The sequence below is a fragment of the Shewanella khirikhana genome (genome assembly GCF_003957745.1).
GTDB lineage: Bacteria > Pseudomonadota > Gammaproteobacteria > Enterobacterales > Shewanellaceae > Shewanella > Shewanella khirikhana.
Map to the genome: position 1 here is coordinate 2,438,061 of NZ_CP020373.1, position 22,140 is coordinate 2,460,200.

A 22,140-nucleotide genomic window follows, 5' to 3' on the forward strand; every position below is an offset into this window, starting at 1 on the left:
TATACTGTAAATATTGATTTTTAAGGATTTTAATCCACTTATACGCGAAATCTAACAGTAGAGCCACATTGTGTCAATTTATTGACGACACCACTAAACACCCGAAATATTTGCAAAAATAATGAACGACATTCTGTATATTTTGTTTGCAGACTGTGTAAGAAACAGCTCGCCGGTAAAAGAGAGCCACTTGTGCGGTAACGAAGGGAAACCGGATAACTGTGTTGATTTGTAAGCCAGTGGGACGCCAGAAAAGTAAACGCTGCGCCCAAAGCTTTGCTCTGCGGGCATTTGGAGACGATGTCACTTAGCGGGAGTGGTACAAACACACCAGAAACCTTGGCCAGTTGCGTGCTTGCCATCGATAGATACATGAATAATGCAGCGGCCAATATCGAATTCAGCGATTTTGTTGGTATAAAAAAGAAAAGCCAGTGGGATATTCTAAAAACCCAATCAATCCACACTGGTCTGCTGAGCAAATAAGGCGGAAGTTGTAGCGTAGTAACTCGAAGCGGTCAGCCAGACTAAAAAGTGCAAATAAAAGCAGCATTTTCGACCTCATTGCAGTTCATAACCTACAAGGGCGCTGCACAGGCAATAAAAAAGCCGCCCATTGGCGGCCTTTATTATTGGCGGTGATTAACTCAGCCGCTTTTACTCAGCAATTATTCCCACTCGATGGTCGCAGGTGGCTTGCCGGAGATGTCGTACACGACGCGGGAGATGCCGTCGACTTCGTTGATGATGCGGTTGGATACGCGGCCAAGGAAATCGTATGGCAGGTGTGCCCAGTGTGCAGTCATAAAGTCGATGGTTTCCACGGCGCGCAGCGACACAACCCAGTCGTATTTACGGCCATCGCCCATCACGCCCACACTGCGAACCGGCAGGAACACGGTGAACGCCTGGCTGACCTTGTTATACAGATCGGCGCGGTGCAGCTCTTCGATGAAGATGGCATCGGCGCGGCGCAAAAGATCGCAGTACTCTTTCTTCACTTCGCCAAGTACACGCACGCCAAGACCTGGGCCTGGGAATGGGTGGCGATAGAGCATGTCGTAAGGCAGGCCGAGTTCCAGACCAATCTTACGCACTTCGTCTTTGAAGAGTTCACGCAGCGGTTCTACCAAGCCCAGCTCCATGTCATCCGGCAGACCGCCCACGTTGTGGTGCGACTTGATCACATGGGCTTTGCCGGTGGCGCTGCCTGCAGATTCAATCACGTCAGGGTAGATGGTGCCCTGGGCCAGCCACTTGGCGTTCACGCACTTGGAAGCTTCTTCATCGAAGATTTCCACGAATACGCGGCCGATGATCTTACGCTTGGCTTCAGGGTCGTTTTCGCCCTTGAGGGCCTCGAGGAAGCGGTTTTCGGCGTCAACGTGAACAATGTTGAGACCAAAGTGGTCGCCGAACATTTCCATTACCTGCTTGGCTTCGTTGAGGCGCAGCAGGCCATTGTCAACGAATACGCAGGTCAGACGCTTGCCGATGGCGCGGTGCAGCAGCATGGCTGTTACGGATGAATCCACACCGCCGGAGAGGCCGAGGATCACTTCATCGTCGCCCACCTGAGCCTTGATACGCTCTACCGCATCTTCGATGATGGAGGCTGGCTGCCACTTGTTATCGCAACCACAGATGTCCATCACAAAGTGTTCCAGCATGCGTTTGCCCTGACGGGTGTGGGTCACTTCGGGGTGGAACTGTACGCCGTAGAACTTCTTGTCTTCGTTGGCCATCACGGCAAACGGACAGGTTTCGGTTTTGGCGACGGCCACAAAGCCTTCGGGGATGGCCGACACCTTGTCACCGTGGCTCATCCACACGTCCAAAAGCGGCTTACCGGCATCGGAAATGCCGTCTTCGATGTGACGCAAGAGCGCACTGTCGCTCAGCACTTCCACCTGGGCATAACCGAACTCACGCTCGCCAACACCCTGGATAACCTTGCCGCCCAGCTGCTCGCTCATGGTCTGCATGCCGTAGCAAATACCCAGCACAGGCACACCGGCGTTAAACACGTACTCGGGGGCGCGGGGAGAGTTTTCTTCGGTTACCGACTCAGGGCCACCGGCCAGAACGATACCGTTAGGGGCAAATTCGCGGATCTGTGCTTCGGTCACATCCCAGGCCCAGAGTTCGCAATACACACCGATTTCACGAATACGGCGGGCGATCAGCTGAGTGTACTGAGAGCCGAAATCCAGAATAAGTATCTTGTGCTCATGAATGTTGCTCATGGAAAACCTTTATCTCATTTGGCATTTATCTTGTTCCGGCGCCCAAAGGCCCGGACATCAGGTACAGCAAGGGCGACCCGGGGCCGCCCTTTTCAATCAGCCACCGGTACGATAGTTAGGGGCTTCTTTGGTGATGGTCACATCGTGCACGTGGGACTCGCCCATACCGGCGGAGGTCACCTTCACGAACTGGGCTTTTTCGTTCAGTTCTTTGATGGTAGCGCAGCCGGTGAGGCCCATACAGGAACGCAGACCGCCCATGTGCTGGTGAATGATTTCCTTGAGCTTGCCCTTGTAAGGCACGCGACCTTCGATACCCTCAGGTACCAGCTTGTCGGCGGCGTTGTCGCTCTGGAAGTAACGGTCAGACGAACCCTGGCTCATGGCGCCAAGGGAACCCATGCCGCGGTATGACTTGTAAGCACGGCCCTGATACAGCTCGGTTTCACCCGGGGCTTCGTCGGTACCGGCAAACATAGAGCCTGCCATGATGCACGACGCACCGGCAGCCAGCGCCTTGGCCAGGTCACCGGAGAAGCGGATACCGCCGTCGGCAATCACAGGTACACCCAGATGCTTCACGGCTTCGGCAGCGTCAGACACCGCAGTGATTTGTGGTACGCCCACACCGGTCACGATACGGGTGGTACAGATAGAGCCTGGACCAATCCCCACTTTCACCGCGTTTACACCGGCTTCAACCAGCGCCAGCGCGCCTTCGGCCGTGGCCACGTTGCCACCGATGATTTGCAGTTCAGGGTACTTGTTACGGGTGTCGCGAATGCGCTGCAGCACGCCTTCAGAGTGACCGTGGGAAGAGTCGATAAGCAGTACGTCAACGCCGGCTTTCACCAGGGCATCAACACGCTCTTCGTTGCCAGGGCCTGCGCCCACGGCTGCGCCCACACGCAGACGACCAAGTTCGTCTTTACAGGCGTTTGGCTTACGCTCAGCCTTTTCGAAGTCTTTCACTGTGATAAGACCTTTAAGGCAGAAGCTGTCATCAACCACCAGTACCTTTTCGATACGGTTGGTATGCATCAGCTTTTGCACGTCTTCCAGCTTGGTGCCTTCAGGCACTGTCACCAGACGATCTTTTGGCGTCATCACTTCCTGTACGGTTTTGGACCAGTCGGTCACAAAGCGTACGTCACGGCCAGTAATGATGCCTACCAGTTCGTTGGCTTCGTTCACCACGGGGTAACCGGCAAAGCCGTTACGCTCGGTGAGCTTGCGCAGCTCAGCCAGAGTGGTGCCCGGAGTCACTGTCACAGGGTCCTGTACCACACCGGCTTCGTAGATTTTAACCTTACGGACTTCTTCAGCCTGGGCCTCGATGCTCATGTTTTTATGAATAAAGCCCAAACCACCTTCCTGAGCCATGGCAATTGCCAAGCGGGCTTCAGTCACGGTATCCATGGCGGCAGACACCAAAGGAATGTTGAGCTCGATTTTTTGAGTCAGTCGAGTCTTGAGGATTGCGGTATTAGGGAGGACTGTAGAGTGCGCTGGGACCAGTAACACATCGTCAAAAGTCAGCGCTTCTTTGATTAAACGTAGCATTGCAACATCTCCCCTTGGGTAGGATAAGTAGAGGTGAAATATTGCGGCGGCATTATACCTTGCAAGTGGGGGTCGGTAAATGCAAAATTGTGAAAAATTACCATTTGCCCGGAAATTTCAATGCAAGTCCCTAAAAATGATGTTTATACCGTCTCTCGCCTCAACGGCGAAGTACGGCAGTTATTGGAAGGGCAATTGGGCCGGATTTGGCTCAGCGGCGAGATCTCCAATTTCTCCTCGCCCTCCTCCGGCCATTGGTATCTGACCTTAAAAGACAACCACTCGCAAATCCGCGCCGCCATGTTCAAAGGCCGCAACAGCACAGTCACCTTTCGCCCAGCCAACGGCCAACAGGTGTTGGTGCGCGGCAGCATCAGCGTGTACGAGCCCAGGGGCGACTATCAGCTGCTGATTGATGCCATGTTCCCCGCGGGCGATGGCATGCTGGCAGCCCAGTTTGAAGCGCTGAAGATGAAACTGGCCGCCGAAGGCCTGTTTGCGCTGGAAACCAAACGGCCATTACCTGAATCCATTCGCCGCATCGGGGTTATCACCTCTGCCACCGGCGCCGCGATACGCGATGTGCTGCACGTATTAAAGCGCCGAGACCCTGGCATAGAAGTGGTGATTTATCCCACCGCCGTGCAGGGCAAAGACGCTGACAGGGAAATTATTCGCGCGATCGAGCTTGCCAATGCGCGGCTTGAGGTGGATGTCCTCTTGCTTACCCGCGGCGGCGGCAGCCTCGAAGATCTGTGGTGCTTTAACAGCGAAGCCCTGGCCCATGCCATCTACAACAGCGCCCTGACCATAGTGAGCGCCGTGGGTCACGAGGTGGACACCAGCATCGCCGATTATGTGGCCGATCTGCGCGCCCCCACCCCCTCGGCGGGCGCCGAGCTGCTTTCAGGCGATCAGAGCCATAAAAGCCACAAGCTTGCGGCCACCTTCTCGCGGTTGCAGCAAAGCTGGCGCCATTATCTGCTTGGCAGCCAGGCCAGGCTCGCCGCCTTACAGGCAAGGCTCGACAGGCAGGATCCCAAACGGGCACTGGGCCAGCAAATTCAGCGCCTCGATGAACTGGAGCTGCGCCTCGGCGCCGCCATGGACAAACGCCTTGCCCGCGAAGCCATGTTGATCGAGAGACTGAAAGCAAGGCTTGAGCGCCAGTCTCCGGCGCAAAAGCTGCGCCTTGAAGCCCAGCGCCTTGGCTATCTCGATGCAAGGCTGCACGCGGCGCTGAAAGACGCCCTGGAAGACGCCCACAGCCGCCTTGGCAGGTTTGCCCATCAGCTCGAAGCGGTATCGCCGCTGTCCACCCTGTCACGGGGCTACGCCATTACCAAGGACATCGATGGCAAGGTGCTGCAATCGGCTGCCAACTTAAACCCGGGCGACAAAGTAGAAACCCAGCTCAAATCCGGCCGCTTCAGCGCCGAAGTGATCCAGGTGTTTACCGACTAATCTCAACCGCAAAAATTGGACACAAAAAAGCCGGGCATTGCCCGGCTTTTTGCTGGATGGCTACTATCAGGACTTCTTGGCCTTGATATGGCTCATCATCCGCTTACGGCGACGCTCCTGGCTCATGGTCAGCTTTTCCTTCTTGCCTTCGAACGGGTTATCCCCTTCATGGAAGCGCAGCTGGATAGGCGTACCCACCACTTTAAGCGAGCGGCGGTAGTAGTTCATCATGTAGCGCTTGTAGGAGTCCGGCAGCTTGCTCACCTGGTTGCCGTGTACCACCACAATTGGCGGGTTGTAACCACCGGCGTGGGCGTACTTGAGCTTCACCCGGCGACCATTCACCATAGGTGGCTGGTGATCGTCCTGGGCCATCTGCATGATACGGGTCAGCATGGCGGTACCCACGCGGCGGGTAGCACTCTCGTAAGCCTCTTCGATAGACTCGAACAAGTGACCAACACCTGTGCCGTGCAGCGCCGAAATAAAGTGAATACGGGCAAAATCGATAAAGCCAAGGCGACGGTCAAGCTCGGTTTTCACACGGTCTTTCACGTTCTGATCCAGGCCATCCCACTTGTTCACCGCAATCACCAGCGCGCGGCCAGCGTTGAGCACAAAGCCCAAAAGACCCAGATCCTGCTCGGCAATGCCTTCATGGGCATCAATCACCAGCAGCACCACGTTGGCATCTTCAACCGCTTTGAGGGTCTTAATCACCGAGAACTTCTCGATAACCTCATGCACCCGGGCGCGGCGACGCACACCAGCGGTGTCGATAAGCACGTAGTTACGGCCATCGCGCTCCATGGGAATGTACACAGAGTCACGGGTGGTGCCAGGCTGGTCGTACACTACCACCCGCTCTTCACCCAGAATGCGGTTGGTCAGGGTCGACTTGCCCACATTGGGCTTACCTATGATGGCAAGCTTGATGGGCTGCTCCATCAAACGCTGCTGTTCGGCTTCGGCTTCTTCTTCGGTGTAGAAACGCTCGGCAGGGCTTTCTTCTTCCTCGCCGTCGCGGGTGATGCCCATGGCCTCGGCAAAAGGTGCCAGCGCATATTCCACCATGCCGGTTACGCCGCGGCCCTGAGCCGCCGCCATCTGGTATACCTCACCCAGACCCAGCTGCCAAAACTCGGCGCAGGCTGAATCACCATCGATACCATCCACCTTGTTGGCCACCACAAAGGTGACCTTTTCGCGGCTGCGAAGGTGCTGGGCAATGGCGAGGTCGGCGGCGGTCAAACCGGCGCGGGCGTCGGTCATAAACAGCACTACATCGGCCTCTTCGATAGCTGCCAGTGACTGCTCGGCCATCTTGGTCTCGATGCCTTCTTCGGTGCCGTCGATACCGCCGGTGTCCACCACAATAAATTCGTAGCCGGACAGGTAAGCACGGCCGTATTTGCGGTCACGGGTCAACCCCGGATAGTCCGCTACCAAGGCGTCCCGGGTTCTCGTGAGTCGGTTGAACAGGGTCGATTTGCCCACATTGGGGCGACCCACCAGGGCCACTACAGGGATCATGTGTTTGCCTCTATTACAATCTTTTCAATAAAAAGCCCCCGGAACGTACTTCCAGGGGCTTGGCAAGGTTAAACCTTGACTTAAGGAAGTACGATGCGGGCCACTTTGCCGCTGCGGCCCTGTACGTATATCTTACCATCGATAACCAGCGGCTGGCTGTAAAGGCCGTCGCTGTCGATTTCGATACGACCGGCAATGCTGCCGTCGTTACGGTCGATAAAGTGCAGATAGCCTTCGAAATCACCTACTACCAGGTAGTTACCCACCACAGCTGGCGAGGTCAGTTCGCGATTGGCCAGCTCGGAATTACTCCACAGCTCCAGGCCGTTGCGACGGTCTACCGCGTAAATACGGCTGCTGTCGCCCACCAGATACAACTGCACGCCACTGGCAGCCAGCTCGTTGAAGCTGGAGTACTTGCGTGACCACAAAATACGACCGGAGCGCATTTCCATGGCCACCAGGTTGCCGTTGTAGCTGACTGCATACAGGTTTTCACCAACTGGCAGCGGCGTCATATCCACGTCGGCCATGCGGCTGAATTCGTTACCACCCTTAGGGGTGTAAATGGCTTGCTCCCAAGCGGCCTGACCGTTGTCTTTAATCACCACGGCCACTTTGCCATCGGCGGTACCCACAAAGAAACCACCGGCCTGGAATGCCGCCGAACCTGTGCCGCGCAGGGTCAGGTTGGGCAGCGCGTTTTCATAGCTCCAGCGCTTCTCGCCGGTGTCTACGTCAAACGCATCCAGTGAACCCGAGCTCGCGTTTACCACCACAGTGTTGTCACCAACCGCAGGGGCAGACAGCAGTTCGCCGGAGGCCTGGGCACTCCAGACGACTTCGCCGGTTTCGGCATCGAGCGCAGCCAGCAGGCCACTTTCGCCGCCTACAAACACCTTGTTACGGGCTACTGTGATACCAGCTGCCAGGCGGGCACCTTTGTTTTTACCGAGCAAGCGGTCTTTAAACAGGTTGCTGAAATCCGCTTCCCAAACCTTGTTACCGGTTTCTTCTTCGAACGCCACCACCAGACCATCACGGTCTGCAACAAAAATCTTGCCGTATTCCACCGCAGGACGCAGGCGCGAATAGTAGTCGCCTACTCCATCACCCACACTGGTGCTCCAGTTGACTTCCGGGAATACGGTCGCATTGAGCTCTTTCAGTTCGCTGACCGGCTCCTCTTCCACATCGTTGGAAGAACAGGCAGACAGCACGGCCAAACTCAGGCCAGCGGCCAGCAGGTTTTTACACCAAGACTTCATCGGCGAATTCCTTATGCCTGGTTCAGGTTATCCAGCTTCATTTTCAGCAGTGGGCTGACGGACACACCGCCCTTGTCCATTGCGGCCTGATAGGCAGCCTTGGCTTTATCGGTTTCACCCTGACGAGCCAGGATATCACCCTTGATTTCATCACGCTGTGCATCGAACGCAGGGTCGTTCACGGCTTCCAGGGTAGAAAGCGCAACCGCTTCCTGGCCTTGCTCAGCCTGAATACGTGCCAGACGCAATGCAGCAACGCTGCCCAGTGAACCTGCATCTTTGGCAGCAATCACCTTTTTCAGTGACTCTTCAGCCTTGGCGTAGTCTTTGGCCTCAACGGCGCTTTTGGCGACCATCAGCTCAATCAGCAGCTCGTAACCGGCCTGGCTGTGCTCAGCCTTGAAGCTTTCCGCAGCTTTAAGCAGCGCCGCTTCATCAGCAAGGTTAACGCTCAGCTGCTGATACGCCACAGAGGCGGCTTCGGCCTTGGCCACTTTCATATCGGAATAGGTGTTCCAGCCATAAAGGCCACCCAGGCCAACCACTGCACCCACCACGATGGAGGTACCGTATTCTTTCCAGAAGCTCTTGATGGCCTCTACCTGTTGTTCTTCTGTGCTATAAATTTCCACGCGCACGTCCCCTTGTAATCCATCCCCGTCGAGGGACTTAAATCAATGCGTTGATTGCTTCTGCCAGGGCCTCACGGGCCACCAGCTGTTGTTCGTTATCGTTGCGAAGTGGCTTGATGGCCACCTTGCCCTCGGCCAGTTCGTTCTCGCCGATAATCAGGGCTACCGCCGCGCCGCTCTTGTCGGCACGCTTAATCTGTTTCTTGAAGTTACCGCCGCCGCAGTGGTTCATAATGCGAACCCCTGGCATGGCCTGACGCAGCTCATTGGCGATGGCAAAGGCCGCTGGTACACAGCTGTCGCCCATGGCGGTGACATACACATCCACGGCCGCCGGAACGTCTTTGGCGAGCTCCAGGGTTTCGAGCAAGAGCACAATGCGCTCAAGGCCCATGGCGAAGCCCACTGCCGGGGTATCTTTACCGCCAAGCTGGCCTACCAAACCGTCGTAACGGCCGCCGGCAAGCACTGTGCCCTGGGCACCCAGGCTCTCGGTGACCCATTCAAACACAGTCCGGTTGTAATAATCCAGCCCGCGAACCAAACGTGGGTTAACCCGGTATTGGATGCCAACGGCGTCCAAGAGTTCACACAAAGTGGAAAAATGTGCTTTGGTTTCATCACCCAGGTAATCCATCAGCTTGGGCGCATCGGCCAGCAGGGTCTGGATCTCAGGATTCTTGGTGTCCAGCACCCGCAGTGGGTTGCTGTACATGCGGCGCTGGCTGTCTTCATCGAGCTTGTCTTTGTGCTGCTCGAGGAAGGCAATCAGGGCTTCGCGGTAAGTGGCGCGCTCGGCGCTGTCACCCAGGGTGTTGATTTCCAAAGTCACATGCTCGGTCAGCCCCAGCTTTTGCCACAGCATGTTGGACAACATCAGCACTTCGGCATCGATGTCGGCGCTGCCAATACCATAGACTTCCACCCCAAACTGGTGGAACTGGCGGTAGCGACCTTTCTGGGGGCGCTCGTGGCGGAACATCGGGCCTGTGTACCACAGACGCTGTTCCTGGTTGTACAGCAAACCGTGCTCGTTACCGGCGCGAACCGTCGAGGCGGTGCCTTCGGGGCGCAGGGTCAGGCTGTCGCCGTTTCTGTCCTCGAAGGTATACATTTCTTTCTCAACGATGTCGGTGACTTCGCCAATGGAGCGCTTGAAAAGATCGGTGCTTTCCACGATGGGGGTGCGGATTTCGCTGTAACCAAAGGCTGCAACGCTCTCGCGCAGAACGCCTTCGAGTTTTTGCCACACGGGAGACTGGGTTGGCAGAATGTCATTCATTCCGCGAATCGCTTGGATCTGTTTTGCCACTGTAATCGACTCGTTGGATAGCTTAAATATCAATAATTCAATCTGTTGGCTTAAAGCCACCGGAGCCTTTTTGCCGCCTTGGCGACAAAAAAGCGTTCCGCATTATAGGGGGTTGGCGCCCAAAGGTAAAACCGCGACCTCAGTCGTTGCCCGCGTCTTTGACCGGGATCCGACTTTCCATCAACGCAGCACGGGCACGGATTTTGGTTTCGAGGGCATCCACTAAGTTGTCGTTGTCAAAACGCTCTTTCTGACGCACGCCATCTTCGTACACACCGCTCTTCTTATGACCACCGGCCAGCCCCAGATGAGATACCAGGGCTTCGCCGGGACCATTCACCACACAGCCGATGATGGACACGTCCATGGCGGTGGTGACGTCTTCGAGACGACGCTCAAGTTCATTCACGGTGCCAATCACATCGAACTCCTGACGGGAGCATGACGGACAGGCAATAAAGTTGATGCCTCGGGAGCGGATGCGCAGCGACTTGAGAATATCAAAACCGACTTTGATTTCTTCCACCGGATCGGCCGCCAGCGAAATACGCAGGGTATCGCCAATGCCTTCGGCGAGCAGCATCCCAAGGCCTACTGCGGATTTAACCGCACCGGCACGGGCGCCGCCGGCCTCGGTAATTCCCAAATGCAGCGGCTGCTGAATTTGTTTGGCCAGCAGGCGGTAAGACTCAACCGCGAGGAACACATCAGAGGCCTTCACGCTCACCTTGAACTGGTCGAAGTTGAGGCGATCGAGGATATCCACGTGACGCATGGCCGATTCCAGCAGCGCCTGGGGCGTGGGTTCCTTGTATTTGTCCATCAGGTCTTTTTCAAGACTGCCACCGTTAACACCGATGCGGATGGGAATATTTTTATCGCGGGCACAATCAACCACGGCGCGAATGCGCTCTTCGTTGCCGATGTTGCCGGGGTTAATGCGCAGACAGTCCACGCCGTATTCGGCCACCTTGAGGGCGATACGGTAATCGAAGTGGATATCGGCCACCAGCGGCACCTGTACCTGCTGCTTAATCAGCTTGAAGGCTTCGGCCGCATCCATGGTGGGCACGGACACCCGCACTATGTCGGCGCCCACTTTTTCCAGCGCGCGAATTTGCGCCACCGTGGCCTCGACATCCGTGGTACGGGTGTTGGTCATGGACTGGACGGCGATAGGCGCACCATCACCGATGGGCACATTACCCACGTAAATCCGGGTGGATGGGCGACGTTTAATGGGGGTCTCGTTGTACATGGTCAAATACTTCTTATGCCTTGCGTTTAACCGTTTTTGGGCAGGGTGAAGCGGGCCACCTTGCCAGCAGGAAACTCATTGAGGCCCACGGCCTCACCGTTGAAGGTCACAGTCACAGCCTGGGGCGCGCCAAGGATCAGCTTAAATGGCGCCTTGCCACTGAGGCTTACGGCCTGTCCGGCCTTGCGAAGGTCAGCCAGCAGCACCTTGCCGGTGGCATCTTTTACCTGGATCCAGCAATCGGCGCTGAGGGCGAGCTCAACCGACGCCTGACCTGCTGCGGGCGTGCTCTGCCCGGCTTGGGTATTCGGCGCATCCATGGAAGCCGCATCAGTGGCCGGATTTGCCTGGGCGCCAGACTCACTAGGTGCCTGGGTTGATGTCTGAACCTGAGCCTGCGCCAGTTCAGCGGCAGCACGTTCGCCAGCTTGCGCCTGAGCCGCAAGCTCCTGTGCACTCGATTCATTTGCGAGCTGGTCACTTGCGAGCTGGTCACTTGCAAGCGGGTCATTTACCGACTGGTCTGCAGAGGACAAACGGCGCTCTTCAATGCGAATTTGTCCCATGGACGCAGTTTCAGCGCTGGAGGCCGCGACTTCTTCGGCAGTAGGTTTGGAGAAGTCTACCCCGGCACTGTTGAAAAACTTGCTGGTTTGCAGCCACCAAAACACCATCAGTGCCAGCAGGATAACTATGACCAGCCAGGTCACCATCTGGTAACGGCTGTCACGGGCCTGACGTACGGTTTTGCGGGAAAAGCTTTGCATGGTGGGCTGACTGACGCCAGGTGCCTGGCGGGCGAGACAGGCTTCAACCTGCTGCTTGTCGGCCTCAACGATGCGGGCAAAGTTTTTCACGTAACCGCGAACATAGGTGGTTGAGGAGATATTGCTGAAATCGTCAGCTTCGATGTCTTTTACGATGGAAGGCCGTAAATGCAAAGCCGTCGCAACATCGGCGACGGACATGCCCCGCGCTTCGCGGGCGGCCTTGAGGATAACACCCAGACTCTGCTCGGGAGCCTCCTGGGGTTCCGCTGAAGAAGCGTTCAATTCTTCGCTCATTGATTCAAACTGGCCCGATATGCTTTGGCTTCTGGTGAAGCAGGAAATTTGGCCAGCAGCAAAATGCCATAACGGCTGCTGGCGTCGGTATTATTCAGTTGGCGCTCGATTTCCACTCCCAATGCCAGGCTCTGAGCCGACTGGGGAACCACGGTATGCAAACGTTCAAGCGTTTGTTTGGCCGCCAGGTAATCCTGGCTGTCCAGGGCAATTTCTGTCAGTTCCAACAGGGAGGAAGCGCGCCGTGGGTCATACTTTAGCGCCATATCAAAGTAGTGTCGCGCTTTTTCTATGCGGCCCGCATCACGGCTGCAAATGCCCAGGTTTTCATAGCTGGAGGCGGTGCGGGTGTAATTGGGTTGCTCGATGGCCTTGAGGAACATCTCTTCGGCTTCGTCAAAACGTTTTTGCTGGCACAGAAACACGCCGAAGTTGTTCATGGAGTCGCCGCTGGCATCGCTGGAGCGAACTGCACGGCGGTAGGCTTCTTCGGTGCGTGGCACATCACCCACGGTTTGATAGAAGTAAGCCATGGCCACATGCACCTCTTCAAGCTCAGGTGCGTAGCTCATGGCTTTATCGAGGTTGAACTTGGCCTGCTCCATGTTGCCGCGCTGCAGATACATCAGCCCAAGCTGAGTCCGCTCTTTTGCGGCGCCGACCTTATCAAACTTGCGCTCGGACACCGGAATATCGGTGCCCGAATAGGTTTGTTCGGTGACGCAACCTGTCACACCCGCCGACAAAACCAGGATCAGAGATAAGAAGGGCAATCCTTGCTTCATGTGCAAACCTATTAATCTGTGCAAACAATGAGTTATTTCATTGTGACTGAAATCTGACTTTCTTGCATGCGTTTTTTTGTCAAACGCTTGGTGCGATCGCGGATATCTCCGGCCAACTGACCACAGGCGGCATCGATATCGTCGCCACGGGTTTTACGCACGATCACGGTCAGATCGTACTCCATCAACACCTTGGCAAAACGGTCGATACGGGAGTTCGACGAGCGGCCATAGGGTGAACCCGGATAGGGGTTGAATGGGATCAGGTTGATTTTACAGGGAGTATCCTTCATCAATTGCGCCAGCTCATGGGCCTGATCTGTGCTGTCGTTGATGTGGTCGAGCATCACATACTCAACAGTCACGCGGCCACGGTTGGCGTTGGATTTTTCCAGATAGCCACGGATAGAGGCCAAAAACTGCTGCAGCGGATACTTTTTGTTGATGGGCACCAATACATCGCGCAGTTCATCGTTTGGCGCGTGAATACTCACCGCCAGCGCCACATCAATCATGTCGCCAAGCTTATCCAGCGCCGGCACCACACCGGACGTCGACAACGTCACCCGACGCTTGGACAGGCCAAAGCCATAATCGTCCAGCATGATATTCATGGCGGGCACCACGTTGGCCATGTTGAGCAGAGGCTCACCCATGCCCATCATCACCACGTTGGAAATCGGGCGCTCGCCGGTTTCTTTCTGGAAGCCCAGGAAATGGGACACACGCCAGATTTGACCTACGATTTCACCCACGGCCAGGTTACGGTTAAAGCCCTGCTGCGCCGTAGAGCAGAAGGTACACTCCAGCGCACAACCCACCTGGGAGGACACGCACAGGGTCGCGCGGTCATCTTCAGGGATGTACACAGTTTCCACTTCCTGGCCCTGACCCACGTTAATGGCAAACTTAATGGTGCCATCGGTGGATTTTTGGTAACTGGTGATTTCAGGCGCAACGATTTCACAACGAGCCTCAAGCTTGCCGCGCAGCACCTTGTTGATGTTGGTCATCTCGCTGAAGTCGCTGACACCAAAATGATAGATCCATTGCATGATCTGCTGAGCCCGAAAGGGTTTTTCCCCCATTTCAGTCAGCAGCGCTTTCAGTCCCTGTAAATCCAGGTCCAGCAAATTGATCTTCTTTTCACTCATCAGACAAACCTCAAAAACCAGTTATTCCCACCCGGGGGGTCGCGAATTATACCGATGCAGCGACAATTTCGCCAGCAGCCAGACGAAGTCTGTGTTACCATTGCCGCCGGTCAATATTGGCCTATGCGATGGAGTTGTTTGTACCTTATATGGTCACCCTCATTATTATCATAATCGTTGCCGTTGGCGTGTCCTTTCTGTGCAGCGTATTTGAAGCCGTTCTGTTATCCGTCACCCCAAGTTATATTGCCTCTCTCGAACAGGATAACGCCGCCGCGGCCAAGCGCCTGCGGGCTCAAAAAGATAACGTTGAAGCGCCCCTGGTGGCGATTCTCACCCTGAACACAATTTCCCATACCGTGGGTGCAGCCGTTGCCGGTGCCCAGGCCGCCTATGTATTTGGCGATGAAATGTTGGGCGTGTTCTCAGCGGTACTGACCTTCATCATTCTGTTTTTCTCTGAAATCATCCCCAAAACCATTGGTGCCAACTACTGGCGCAGTCTGGCGCCTTCTGTAAGTCTGGCGCTGCTGTGGATGGAGCGTGCCACCCGACCGCTGATTTGGATGTCGCAGCAAGTCACCAAATTGCTGGGTAAAGGCGAGGAAGGCCAATACATCCGTCAGGAAATGAGCGCCATGGCGCGCATGGGCCATGAGTCCGGCGAACTGGATGCCCAGGAGTCGCGGATCCTGACCCAAATTCTGTCGGTAAAAGAAATGCCGGTCACCGCCATTATGACGCCGCGCACCGTGATGTTTTCTGTGCCCATGAGCATGACTCAGAAGGAGTTTGTCGAAAAATATATCGCCAAGCCCTTCAGCCGCCTGCCGGTGTATGGCGTCGATACCGACGATATCCAGGGATTTGTAAACCGTACTGACATTCTGCTTGGTGCCCACGATGCACCCGATGCCAACCTCGCCAGCATCAAGCGCAGCCTGCTGGCGGTGCCCGAAACCGCCAAGGTATTGCCGCTGCTGGAGCTGATGATCAAACGCAACACCCAAATTGCGGTGGTGGTTGATGAATACGGCTCGGCCCAGGGTCTGGTGACCCAGGAAGACATTATCGAATCCATGCTGGGACTCGAGATTGTCGATTTGAACGATCCGGCCATCGACATGCAGCGTCTGGCAAGGCAGCTGTGGAAACGTCGAATGAAGGATAAGGGCATACGCCTGTCGGACGACCAGGACAACGAACAGCAATAATCCCCTGCCCGGCCTGAAGCCGGGCAAGTTTTTTATAAGGGAAGGTGCGAATAAGTCCCGTGCTTGCTCTGCGTGTGCTTAAAGTGGATAGATGCAAGGCACAGTTCGCAGCGAATGGCCTTAGTCCTTCGCAAGAACTGTAACGCAGCAGATACCGCTGTAAGCCACGCCCTGCGGGGCTTTGAAGCAGAAATTCAGCGTTATTCAACTTCAGCCGGACGGCGGGGGCGCCCAGCCATGCCCTCAGTTGAATGCCTTGAACTGTCGCTGCTATCAAAGCCAGAGCTGTGCGACGACTTGTTCGCACCTTCCTAAGGTTAAGGTTTTTCTTTGCAGACTTCTCCCTACACACTGCGACTGGCACATATCAACGATTGCCACAGTAATTTTGACCCTGTGTCGCTGACGCTTAAAGTCAGCGGCGCCGGCGAGCCCATCAAGGTTGCCGCCCATAGCGGCGGCTACGGCCGTCTTGCGACTGTGCTTGCCAATGCCCGCGCCGAGGCCGAAGCAGCAGATACGCCCTTTTTGTTCCTCCATGGCGGCGACACCTTCCAGGGCACTCTCTATTTCAATGAATTTCGCGGCAAAGCCAACGCCAGATTGCTCAACCTGCTAAAACCCGACGCCATAGTGCTGGGCAACCATGAAATAGACAGCGGTAACGCGCCGCTGCGCCGCTTTATCGAAGCCATCGATTTTCCGATGCTGGCGGGCAACATGGATTTATCCGCAGAAGACCCCACCAAGGGCTTTGCGCTGGCAACCCTGGGCAACCTGCTGTACTACGACCACCAGCGCGGCTGCGCCCAGGTGCTGAAAAAACCACTTGGCGATAAACAAATGGCGATTGTGGGTATCACCCTCGACCAGATGCAGGTGATTGCCAGGCCTGATCCCGATACCCAGTTCAGGGACGCCATCGACACCTGCCGCGCAACCGTTAACGCACTGAAAGCCGATGGGATCCATCATATTCTGGTGCTCAGCCATCTGGGGCTGGATGGCGATCGCAAACTGGCCGCCGCGGTGGATGGCATCAGCCTGATTGTAGGTGGCCACAGCCATACCCTGATGGGTGATTTTACCAATCTGGGTTTGCCCTGCGTGCCCTGGGGCGAGCGGGTTAATAACACGCCAATTCTCCACGCCGGCAAATACGCCGAAACCATAGGTCTTGCCGAAATTGTCTTCGATGCGCAGGGACGGGTGACCGCGCTGGACGGCGGCAACTATCTGATGCTCGATGAACACCCACTGGTGGACAACCTGAGCGCAGAGCTTAGAGCCGAGGCGCTCAATCAATTGAAGGCACATCCCGGGATCCTCTGGTGTGAAGCCGAGCCCGGCATTCAGTCGATAATCGATAAAGAGTTCCGTCCGGCCATTACCGCCCTTGATCATCAGGTGCTGGCCATGGTGCCGCGGGAACTTATCCATACCCGCCTGCCGAGCAAATCCCTGCCCCACGGCAGCGAGGTGGCCCCCTGGGTCAGCCGGGCCATGTACGAAGAAACCCGCATTCTCGATGGCGCTGTGCAGTTTGCGCTGCACAACGCCGGCGGCGTGCGTCAGTCCATGAGTCAGGGCAAAATAACCCTGGCCGACGTGCTCGGCCGCCTGCTGCCATTCGAATTGCCGCTGGTGAAGTACGCCATCGAAGGCCAATACCTGATTGAAGCGCTGGAGTCAGCGATTAACAGCGCCACCAACAACAGTGTTATCGGCACCGGCGCCGGCAGTTTCCCCTACACCTTCGGGCTTAAATACCACTACGATGGCAGACGGCCTCAGGGCGAGCGGATCCTGTCGCTGACCCTGTCTCAGGGTGGCCTGTGGGTGCCGGTGGAAGCCGGCAAGGTGTACGTGGGGGTATCGACGGCCTACACGGCATCGGGGAAAGAGGGCTATCAGGCGCTGTCACTGTGCCACTGGCAGGAGCCAGTGCCCAATCTCACCCTGCCGGGCGCCTTTATCCGCTTTATTGAACGTCATGGTGGATTTGCCGAGGAGATGCTGCCGCAGCTGTCCTACATCAGCCACCTGCGCTAAAGCGGCTTTTCCATACTGAAGTTCACCAAGATTTCGCCGTGACGGGGATGCTCGTTACGGCGAATTTCGTAAAATCCCTGCTTTAAAAAGAAGGGCCTGGCGAAATAGGATGCTTCGACGGTCAGCAGTTTGACCCTGCTCGCCCGCGCCTTTTGCTCAAGCGCCCGATACAGTGCGCTGCCAACACCGGCGCGGGCCAGCCCCGGAGCGGTAAACAGGCAGTCAATTTCAGCTTCGCCCGGCTGTTTTGGCAACAGATTGATAAAGCCAACCAGCCCATCGTCACTGCGGGCAACCCACACCTGGGTCGGTGCCAGGCGCGCGCTCCACACCGCATCACTTCGAATGGCAGGCGACCAGGCCTTGCGCTCAGCCTCACTGTAAAACTCGCCCGCCCCCTGCACTGCTTGGTGAAACAGCCGCGCAATATCGGGCACATCGCTGGCCTTCATGGCATCCACATAAAAAGTGGGCTTGAACGATAACTGAAAGCCTTCAAACACCTCGGCAGACTTTTGCTGATAGCATCGCCCCTGCAACGTAAAGCCGCAGCGCTCGAATACCGCTTTGGATACCCGGGAGGCATCGGTGCTGAGGCGGGCAATCCCAAGCGCGGGCGCCGCATTGATTAATTGCCGAATAAGCTCAGTGGCAATACCCTGCCCCTGATAGTCAGGCTCAACATACAAGTGGCTGATGTAACCGCGCTCATTGAAGCGAAGCTCACAGGCAATAAAGCCCACAGGCTTGCCATCAACACTCGCCCAGCAAACATAGCTGCTGGCCAAACGGGCGCGCCAGTAGCGCCAGTCTCGCGCGCAGGCGCTCCAGGCCCGGCACTGGGCGTCGCGGTAATGGACACCGGCAAGTGCCGCCACTGCGTTGTGATACAGGGCGGCGAGCTGTTTCAGGAGATCGGGCCCAAGCGCTACCGAGCGGCGGCCCACACCCGATATTGGCAATGAAGTTACTGTGGCCGAAGCAGCGGCGAAGTCAGTCATAGCGATTGAATACCAAATAGTTATCGGAAATGGTTATGGGAAAAGGTTTTCGGAAAAGGTTATCATCGGAAAGCCGATTGAAGTCGGCAATGCGCCGCCAGCTTCAGTCATCCAGCAAAGGCCTTAACATGGCTTCCAGGCCGTTGAGCTTAACCTCATACACCAGCGCCAACTCCTCCCCTAATTGCCCTTCTGGAAATCCATTGGACTTAAACCACACCAAATAGGGCTCAGGCAATTCAAGCAAACGCCGCCCGGCATATTTTCCGAAGGGCATTTTTCGATTTATAGCAACTTTCAACAGCTTGGGATCCATAACTCACACCGTCCAGCACCTTTTGGGGGCCTAAGCCTACCAATGCAAGCCGAGTTGTTGCCACCACCTGATAGAACATTTAGCTATTAACAAATAGGAATTTAATTAAGTCTGAGAATATACATACCTTAGCATTAGCTCAAAGCGACCAATCAACACCCAAAGGTCCAAGGCTTGCAACCAAAGAAATACAATTAACAGTTTGTTTGTAAAGGTTTTTACCAAATTGTTATTAGCAGCCCGGTGCTTATGCCGTTTTTTTGACTAATACACCCAAAGCGTCAGAGTTACGTCGCCGCGTCATTTTTAAAAAAGCGTCAAAAATCAGGTAATTGACCCACTAACCCTCAGGACTTAGATTGGCCTTACCGTAGAGTGTGCGATAGCGATTCTATCGCGATAAGTCTAAGCCCACAGGCGAAATAAAGGGGTAAAACGATGATTATTCTGGTCGGCGGCGAAAAAGGTGGCAGTGGCAAAAGTTGCCTCGCCCAAAACATCGCGGTGTTCCTCACCAAAGAATGTGGTGGCTCCGTCATCATGGTGGATTGTGACCCGCAGCGTACCACCTCAGATTGGATCCAGGCCCGTAACAACAACCCCAAGTTGCCGGCCATCAACTGTGTCCAGCTCTACGGCAAAATCCGCAATGACTTGCTGAGCCTGGAGCAACACTACGACTATGTGATTGTGGACTGTGGTGGTCAGGACAACCTGGCACTGCGTGCGACCATGTCGGTTGCCTCTCACATCCTGATGCCCCTGCGCCCCAAGCGCCGCGACCTCAAGACCGTGAGCCACATGGACGACGTGGTCGCCACCTGTATGATGATCAACCCCAAGATGCGCGCCACCTTCGTTATCACCCAGTGCCCCACCCTGCCAAGCCAGGGCAGCCGCATCATAGAAGCGAAAGAAGTCTGCCGCACCTACGATATCAATGTGCTGGATGCCATTACCTACTCACGCAACATCTATGATGACAGCGAAGAGTCCGGTCTGTCGGTGATTGAAATCGAGCCAAAAGGCAAAGCGGCCGATGAAATCCGTGCCATTGCCTGTGAACTGCTGCAGGCTCGCGATGCCGCCGAAGTGCGCAATCAGTTGCAACAAGCTCAGATAGGCAAGATGAGAGGTCAATATGGGTCTGGCAGATCTCAAGAAAAACTCTACGCGGTCTAACGCGCAGATGCAGCTGGCGATGTCCATCGATGATTTCATCGATGGCGCCAATCGCTACGCCATGGGTCTGCCACAGCAACGGGGCGCGGTGATTTCGCTGGAAGAACTGCGTCACCGCGGCGTTGCCAATCAACAGGCAGAGCCCCGCCGTACACCGCCGTTTCGCAAGGCCACCTTTACCTTAAGCGAATCGGCAATTGCACATCTGGCTGAAATGGCGACCGATTGCGACATCGCCAAGTCCAAGCTGGTGCGATATTTAATCGAGTATCACTATCAGCTGACGCCGGAAGAGCGCCAACTGATAGAACAGCAACTGAAAATAGATTAAGGAAGCGGCATACCGGCGGCCAATACAAAACCTACGGTTTACCTCTTCCTGATGCCTGAGCCGCACAGTGTTTCACCCGAAAATAAGCACTGTGCGGTTCCCCCAAACTGCGTTAATCAATCTCCCACCCTCGTTTCTGGCAGCATGGAAAGACTTTTTTGTCCTTGAGCTGCCAGTTTTTTTATCCAGCTCTCAGCCTACGTCTGGTATTTGCTGCCTCAAGAGTACATAATTCGCTAAAAAACAGGGAAGGCAAAAGTATGAAGCTTCCCATTGTCTTACCGAACGAAACATTCGGAAGTTTCTGTAGGACCAGTTAACAGATGGCACTTTTCACTAAGATTGGCGGCATGGGATTGCTGCTGAGCCTGGTGTGCAGCCCGTTATGGGCCGACTTCTCCCTGGATCAGATCCCTCCCATCAAAGATAAAACCCCCATCACTCTGGTGGCCGAAACCGGCTTCTGGACCGACTATTTGCGCGAGCAAATGTTGCCGGCATTTACCCGTCAAACCGGTGTGCAGGTGCGGGTTGTTAGCACCCCTTTGGATGATATGTTTGCGCTGCAGCAAGACTCACTGCAAACCGCCAAAGGCAGTTACGACCTGCTGACCATGGAGGCCGGCTGGGCAAAGGAGTGGGCCGCCAATGGCTACACAGTGCCACTTGAGGAGCTGGCCAATCTGTACGATCCCGGCGGCACCCAGGCCATGAGCCACTATCTTGAGCCTTACTATCCGGCGCTGCTCAGTATCCTGTCATACCATGGCGAAGTGCATGCGATTCCCTATAACAACTATGTGATGGGCAATCATTACCGCCGCGATCTGTTCGAGCATCCGGACGAGCAGCGCGCCTTTAGTAAACGCTTCGGCTACCCGCTGGCGCCGCCGGGCACCCTGGCCCAGCTCAGAGACATAGCTGCCTTTTTTACCCGCAAAGCCGGAGACAGCCTGGCGGGAAAGCGCCTCGACTATCCCTTCTACGGCGTTGCGCTGATGTCCGGCGACAGACCGCATATCAATGATGAGTTCTCCGCCATGCTGTGGAGTGAAGGCGACAACTGGTTTGCACCGGTTTATGACAGCAATGGCGAAGTGCATCACTTTGATGTATCAAGAAATCTTGAAAAGAAAATCAAAGTCGCCGCCCTGTATCAGGATCTGAAAAACTTCGCGGTGCCGGCAGATGATAACTTCGCCTTCAATGAAGCCGCCGACGCCCTGGCCAATGGCCGCACTGCCATGTGGCCCTTTGCCTACAATAACCTCTGGTACAAGTCTGCTGCGGTCGAGCAGCGGATTGAGGGCGCCGTGCTGGATGTAGCGCAGGTGCCGGGCGGCCATCCTTATGTGGGAGCCTATGCTTTCGCGGTCAGCTACGACAGCCGCAACCCCGAGGCCGCGTATTGGCTGCTGAAATACATGGGCTCGTATCAGGCCCAATATGACTACGCCATGGGTGGCGGCAACCCCTGTCGCATGGACGTGGCAACCCATACTGACTTTCAAAAGCCCGACCTTAAAGCCATCGGCGGCGCTTTTCTGGCAAGCCATCAGGCTAACCTTGGCTGGGGGGATGGCGTACACAAGCTTGGTCATTTCACCAGCTCAGCCATGGGGCAGATTTACCCCGAACTGGCCAAAAGTTGCTTTGCCGTGAGCCGCAATCCCGCCCGAGCCGGACAGTATTTCGGTGAGCTGAATCAGACTATCCTGCGGCTGCAAAACACCTTCGGCGAAAAAGCGGCGCTGGAGCGATGATG

General features: G+C 55.7%; 18 protein-coding genes. 6 read left to right on the forward strand and 12 right to left on the reverse strand.

What is annotated here, in order from left to right; translation table 11 throughout:
* Positions 1-668: 668 nt before the first annotated feature.
* Together guaA and guaB are read right to left on the reverse strand one after the other, a co-directional pair.
* Entirely contained in the window at positions 669-2,246 is a 1,578-nt protein-coding gene (gene guaA, locus STH12_RS10620) for a glutamine-hydrolyzing GMP synthase (RefSeq protein ID WP_126167524.1), read from the reverse strand.
* Between the two features lie 96 nt (positions 2,247-2,342).
* Positions 2,343-3,809, reverse strand: coding sequence for an IMP dehydrogenase (gene guaB, locus STH12_RS10625; RefSeq protein WP_126167525.1), 1,467 nt, complete (start codon positions 3,807-3,809; stop codon positions 2,343-2,345).
* Positions 3,810-3,929: 120 nt separating this feature from the next.
* Between guaB and xseA the strand changes: the two genes are divergently transcribed.
* Positions 3,930-5,273: an exodeoxyribonuclease VII large subunit gene (xseA, locus tag STH12_RS10630; RefSeq protein WP_126167526.1), complete on the forward strand. Its 1,344-nt coding sequence runs from the start codon at positions 3,930-3,932 to the stop codon at positions 5,271-5,273.
* 66 nt (positions 5,274-5,339) lie between these two features.
* Here xseA and der read toward each other — a convergent pair whose 3' ends face one another.
* The 8 genes from der to rlmN form a co-directional block, all read right to left on the reverse strand.
* The gene (gene der, locus STH12_RS10635; RefSeq protein WP_126167527.1) at positions 5,340-6,806 is read right to left on the reverse strand and encodes a ribosome biogenesis GTPase Der; all 1,467 of its coding nucleotides are present in this window, start codon (positions 6,804-6,806) and stop codon (positions 5,340-5,342) included.
* Between the two features lie 80 nt (positions 6,807-6,886).
* Entirely contained in the window at positions 6,887-8,074 is a 1,188-nt protein-coding gene (bamB, locus tag STH12_RS10640; RefSeq protein ID WP_126167528.1) for an outer membrane protein assembly factor BamB, read from the reverse strand.
* 11 nt (positions 8,075-8,085) lie between these two features.
* Positions 8,086-8,706 (reverse strand): tetratricopeptide repeat protein, encoded by a 621-nt coding sequence (locus tag STH12_RS10645; protein WP_126167529.1) that lies wholly within the window; start codon positions 8,704-8,706, stop codon positions 8,086-8,088.
* Positions 8,707-8,743: 37 nt separating this feature from the next.
* A complete protein-coding gene (hisS, locus tag STH12_RS10650) occupies positions 8,744-10,018 on the reverse strand; it encodes a histidine--tRNA ligase (protein ID WP_126167530.1) in 1,275 nt (424 codons plus the stop codon).
* 139 nt (positions 10,019-10,157) lie between these two features.
* Positions 10,158-11,276: a flavodoxin-dependent (E)-4-hydroxy-3-methylbut-2-enyl-diphosphate synthase gene (gene ispG, locus STH12_RS10655; RefSeq protein WP_126167531.1), complete on the reverse strand. Its 1,119-nt coding sequence runs from the start codon at positions 11,274-11,276 to the stop codon at positions 10,158-10,160.
* A gap of 26 nt (positions 11,277-11,302) precedes the next feature.
* Positions 11,303-12,340 carry a RodZ domain-containing protein gene (locus STH12_RS10660; protein WP_126167532.1) on the reverse strand — a complete coding sequence of 346 codons (1,038 nt, stop codon included), beginning with the start codon at positions 12,338-12,340 and terminating at the stop codon, positions 11,303-11,305.
* On the reverse strand, positions 12,337-13,125 hold the full coding sequence (gene pilW / locus STH12_RS10665; protein ID WP_126167533.1) for a type IV pilus biogenesis/stability protein PilW: 789 nt from the start codon (positions 13,123-13,125) through the stop codon (positions 12,337-12,339). Before pilW ends, STH12_RS10660 begins: the two co-directional genes overlap by 4 nt.
* 32 nt (positions 13,126-13,157) lie before the next feature.
* Positions 13,158-14,279: a dual-specificity RNA methyltransferase RlmN gene (rlmN, locus tag STH12_RS10670; RefSeq protein WP_126167534.1), complete on the reverse strand. Its 1,122-nt coding sequence runs from the start codon at positions 14,277-14,279 to the stop codon at positions 13,158-13,160.
* A gap of 149 nt (positions 14,280-14,428) precedes the next feature.
* On the opposite strand from rlmN, the gene STH12_RS10675 reads away from it, so the two are divergent.
* Together STH12_RS10675 and STH12_RS10680 are read left to right on the forward strand one after the other, a co-directional pair.
* Positions 14,429-15,493: a CNNM domain-containing protein gene (locus STH12_RS10675; protein ID WP_126169490.1), complete on the forward strand. Its 1,065-nt coding sequence runs from the start codon at positions 14,429-14,431 to the stop codon at positions 15,491-15,493.
* A gap of 330 nt (positions 15,494-15,823) precedes the next feature.
* A complete protein-coding gene (locus STH12_RS10680; RefSeq protein WP_126167535.1) occupies positions 15,824-17,545 on the forward strand; it encodes a bifunctional metallophosphatase/5'-nucleotidase in 1,722 nt (573 codons plus the stop codon).
* On the opposite strand, the gene STH12_RS10685 is transcribed toward STH12_RS10680, so the two are convergent.
* Both STH12_RS10685 and STH12_RS10690 read right to left on the reverse strand, forming a co-directional pair.
* A complete protein-coding gene (locus tag STH12_RS10685; protein WP_126167536.1) occupies positions 17,542-18,546 on the reverse strand; it encodes a GNAT family N-acetyltransferase in 1,005 nt (334 codons plus the stop codon). The genes STH12_RS10680 and STH12_RS10685 overlap by 4 nt on opposite strands.
* A 103-nt stretch (positions 18,547-18,649) precedes the next feature.
* Positions 18,650-18,862 carry a DUF3820 family protein gene (locus STH12_RS10690; protein ID WP_126167537.1) on the reverse strand — a complete coding sequence of 71 codons (213 nt, stop codon included), beginning with the start codon at positions 18,860-18,862 and terminating at the stop codon, positions 18,650-18,652.
* Positions 18,863-19,300: 438 nt separating this feature from the next.
* Here STH12_RS10690 and STH12_RS10695 point away from each other — a divergent pair, with 438 nt between their 5' ends.
* The 3 genes from STH12_RS10695 (at position 19,301) to STH12_RS10705 (ending at position 22,138) form a co-directional block, all read left to right on the forward strand.
* Positions 19,301-20,044, forward strand: a complete 744-nt coding sequence (locus STH12_RS10695; RefSeq protein WP_126167538.1) for an AAA family ATPase — start codon at positions 19,301-19,303, stop codon at positions 20,042-20,044.
* 19 nt (positions 20,045-20,063) lie between these two features.
* Entirely contained in the window at positions 20,064-20,375 is a 312-nt protein-coding gene (locus STH12_RS10700) for a CopG family transcriptional regulator (protein WP_335925336.1), read from the forward strand.
* A 323-nt stretch (positions 20,376-20,698) separates the two neighbouring features.
* Positions 20,699-22,138, forward strand: coding sequence for an ABC transporter substrate-binding protein (locus STH12_RS10705; RefSeq protein WP_126167540.1), 1,440 nt, complete (start codon positions 20,699-20,701; stop codon positions 22,136-22,138).
* The last annotated feature ends 2 nt before the right edge of the window (positions 22,139-22,140 follow it).

Bases quoted from the DNA above. Each gene is read 5' to 3' on its own strand.
- guaA (WP_126167524.1), bottom strand. From the start codon at position 2,246: ATGAGCAACATTCATGAGCACAAGATACTTATTCTGGATTTCGGCTCT.
- guaB (WP_126167525.1), bottom strand. From the start codon at position 3,809: ATGCTACGTTTAATCAAAGAAGCGCTGACTTTTGACGATGTGTTACTG.
- xseA (WP_126167526.1), top strand. From the start codon at position 3,930: ATGCAAGTCCCTAAAAATGATGTTTATACCGTCTCTCGCCTCAACGGC.
- der (WP_126167527.1), bottom strand. From the start codon at position 6,806: ATGATCCCTGTAGTGGCCCTGGTGGGTCGCCCCAATGTGGGCAAATCG.
- bamB (WP_126167528.1), bottom strand. From the start codon at position 8,074: ATGAAGTCTTGGTGTAAAAACCTGCTGGCCGCTGGCCTGAGTTTGGCC.
- ispG (WP_126167531.1), bottom strand. From the start codon at position 11,276: ATGTACAACGAGACCCCCATTAAACGTCGCCCATCCACCCGGATTTAC.
- STH12_RS10660 (WP_126167532.1), bottom strand. From the start codon at position 12,340: ATGAGCGAAGAATTGAACGCTTCTTCAGCGGAACCCCAGGAGGCTCCC.
- pilW (WP_126167533.1), bottom strand. From the start codon at position 13,125: ATGAAGCAAGGATTGCCCTTCTTATCTCTGATCCTGGTTTTGTCGGCG.
- rlmN (WP_126167534.1), bottom strand. From the start codon at position 14,279: ATGAGTGAAAAGAAGATCAATTTGCTGGACCTGGATTTACAGGGACTG.
- STH12_RS10675 (WP_126169490.1), top strand. From the start codon at position 14,429: ATGGTCACCCTCATTATTATCATAATCGTTGCCGTTGGCGTGTCCTTT.
- STH12_RS10685 (WP_126167536.1), bottom strand. From the start codon at position 18,546: ATGACTGACTTCGCCGCTGCTTCGGCCACAGTAACTTCATTGCCAATA.
- STH12_RS10690 (WP_126167537.1), bottom strand. From the start codon at position 18,862: ATGGATCCCAAGCTGTTGAAAGTTGCTATAAATCGAAAAATGCCCTTC.
- STH12_RS10695 (WP_126167538.1), top strand. From the start codon at position 19,301: ATGATTATTCTGGTCGGCGGCGAAAAAGGTGGCAGTGGCAAAAGTTGC.
- STH12_RS10700 (WP_335925336.1), top strand. From the start codon at position 20,064: ATGTCCATCGATGATTTCATCGATGGCGCCAATCGCTACGCCATGGGT.
- STH12_RS10705 (WP_126167540.1), top strand. From the start codon at position 20,699: ATGGCACTTTTCACTAAGATTGGCGGCATGGGATTGCTGCTGAGCCTG.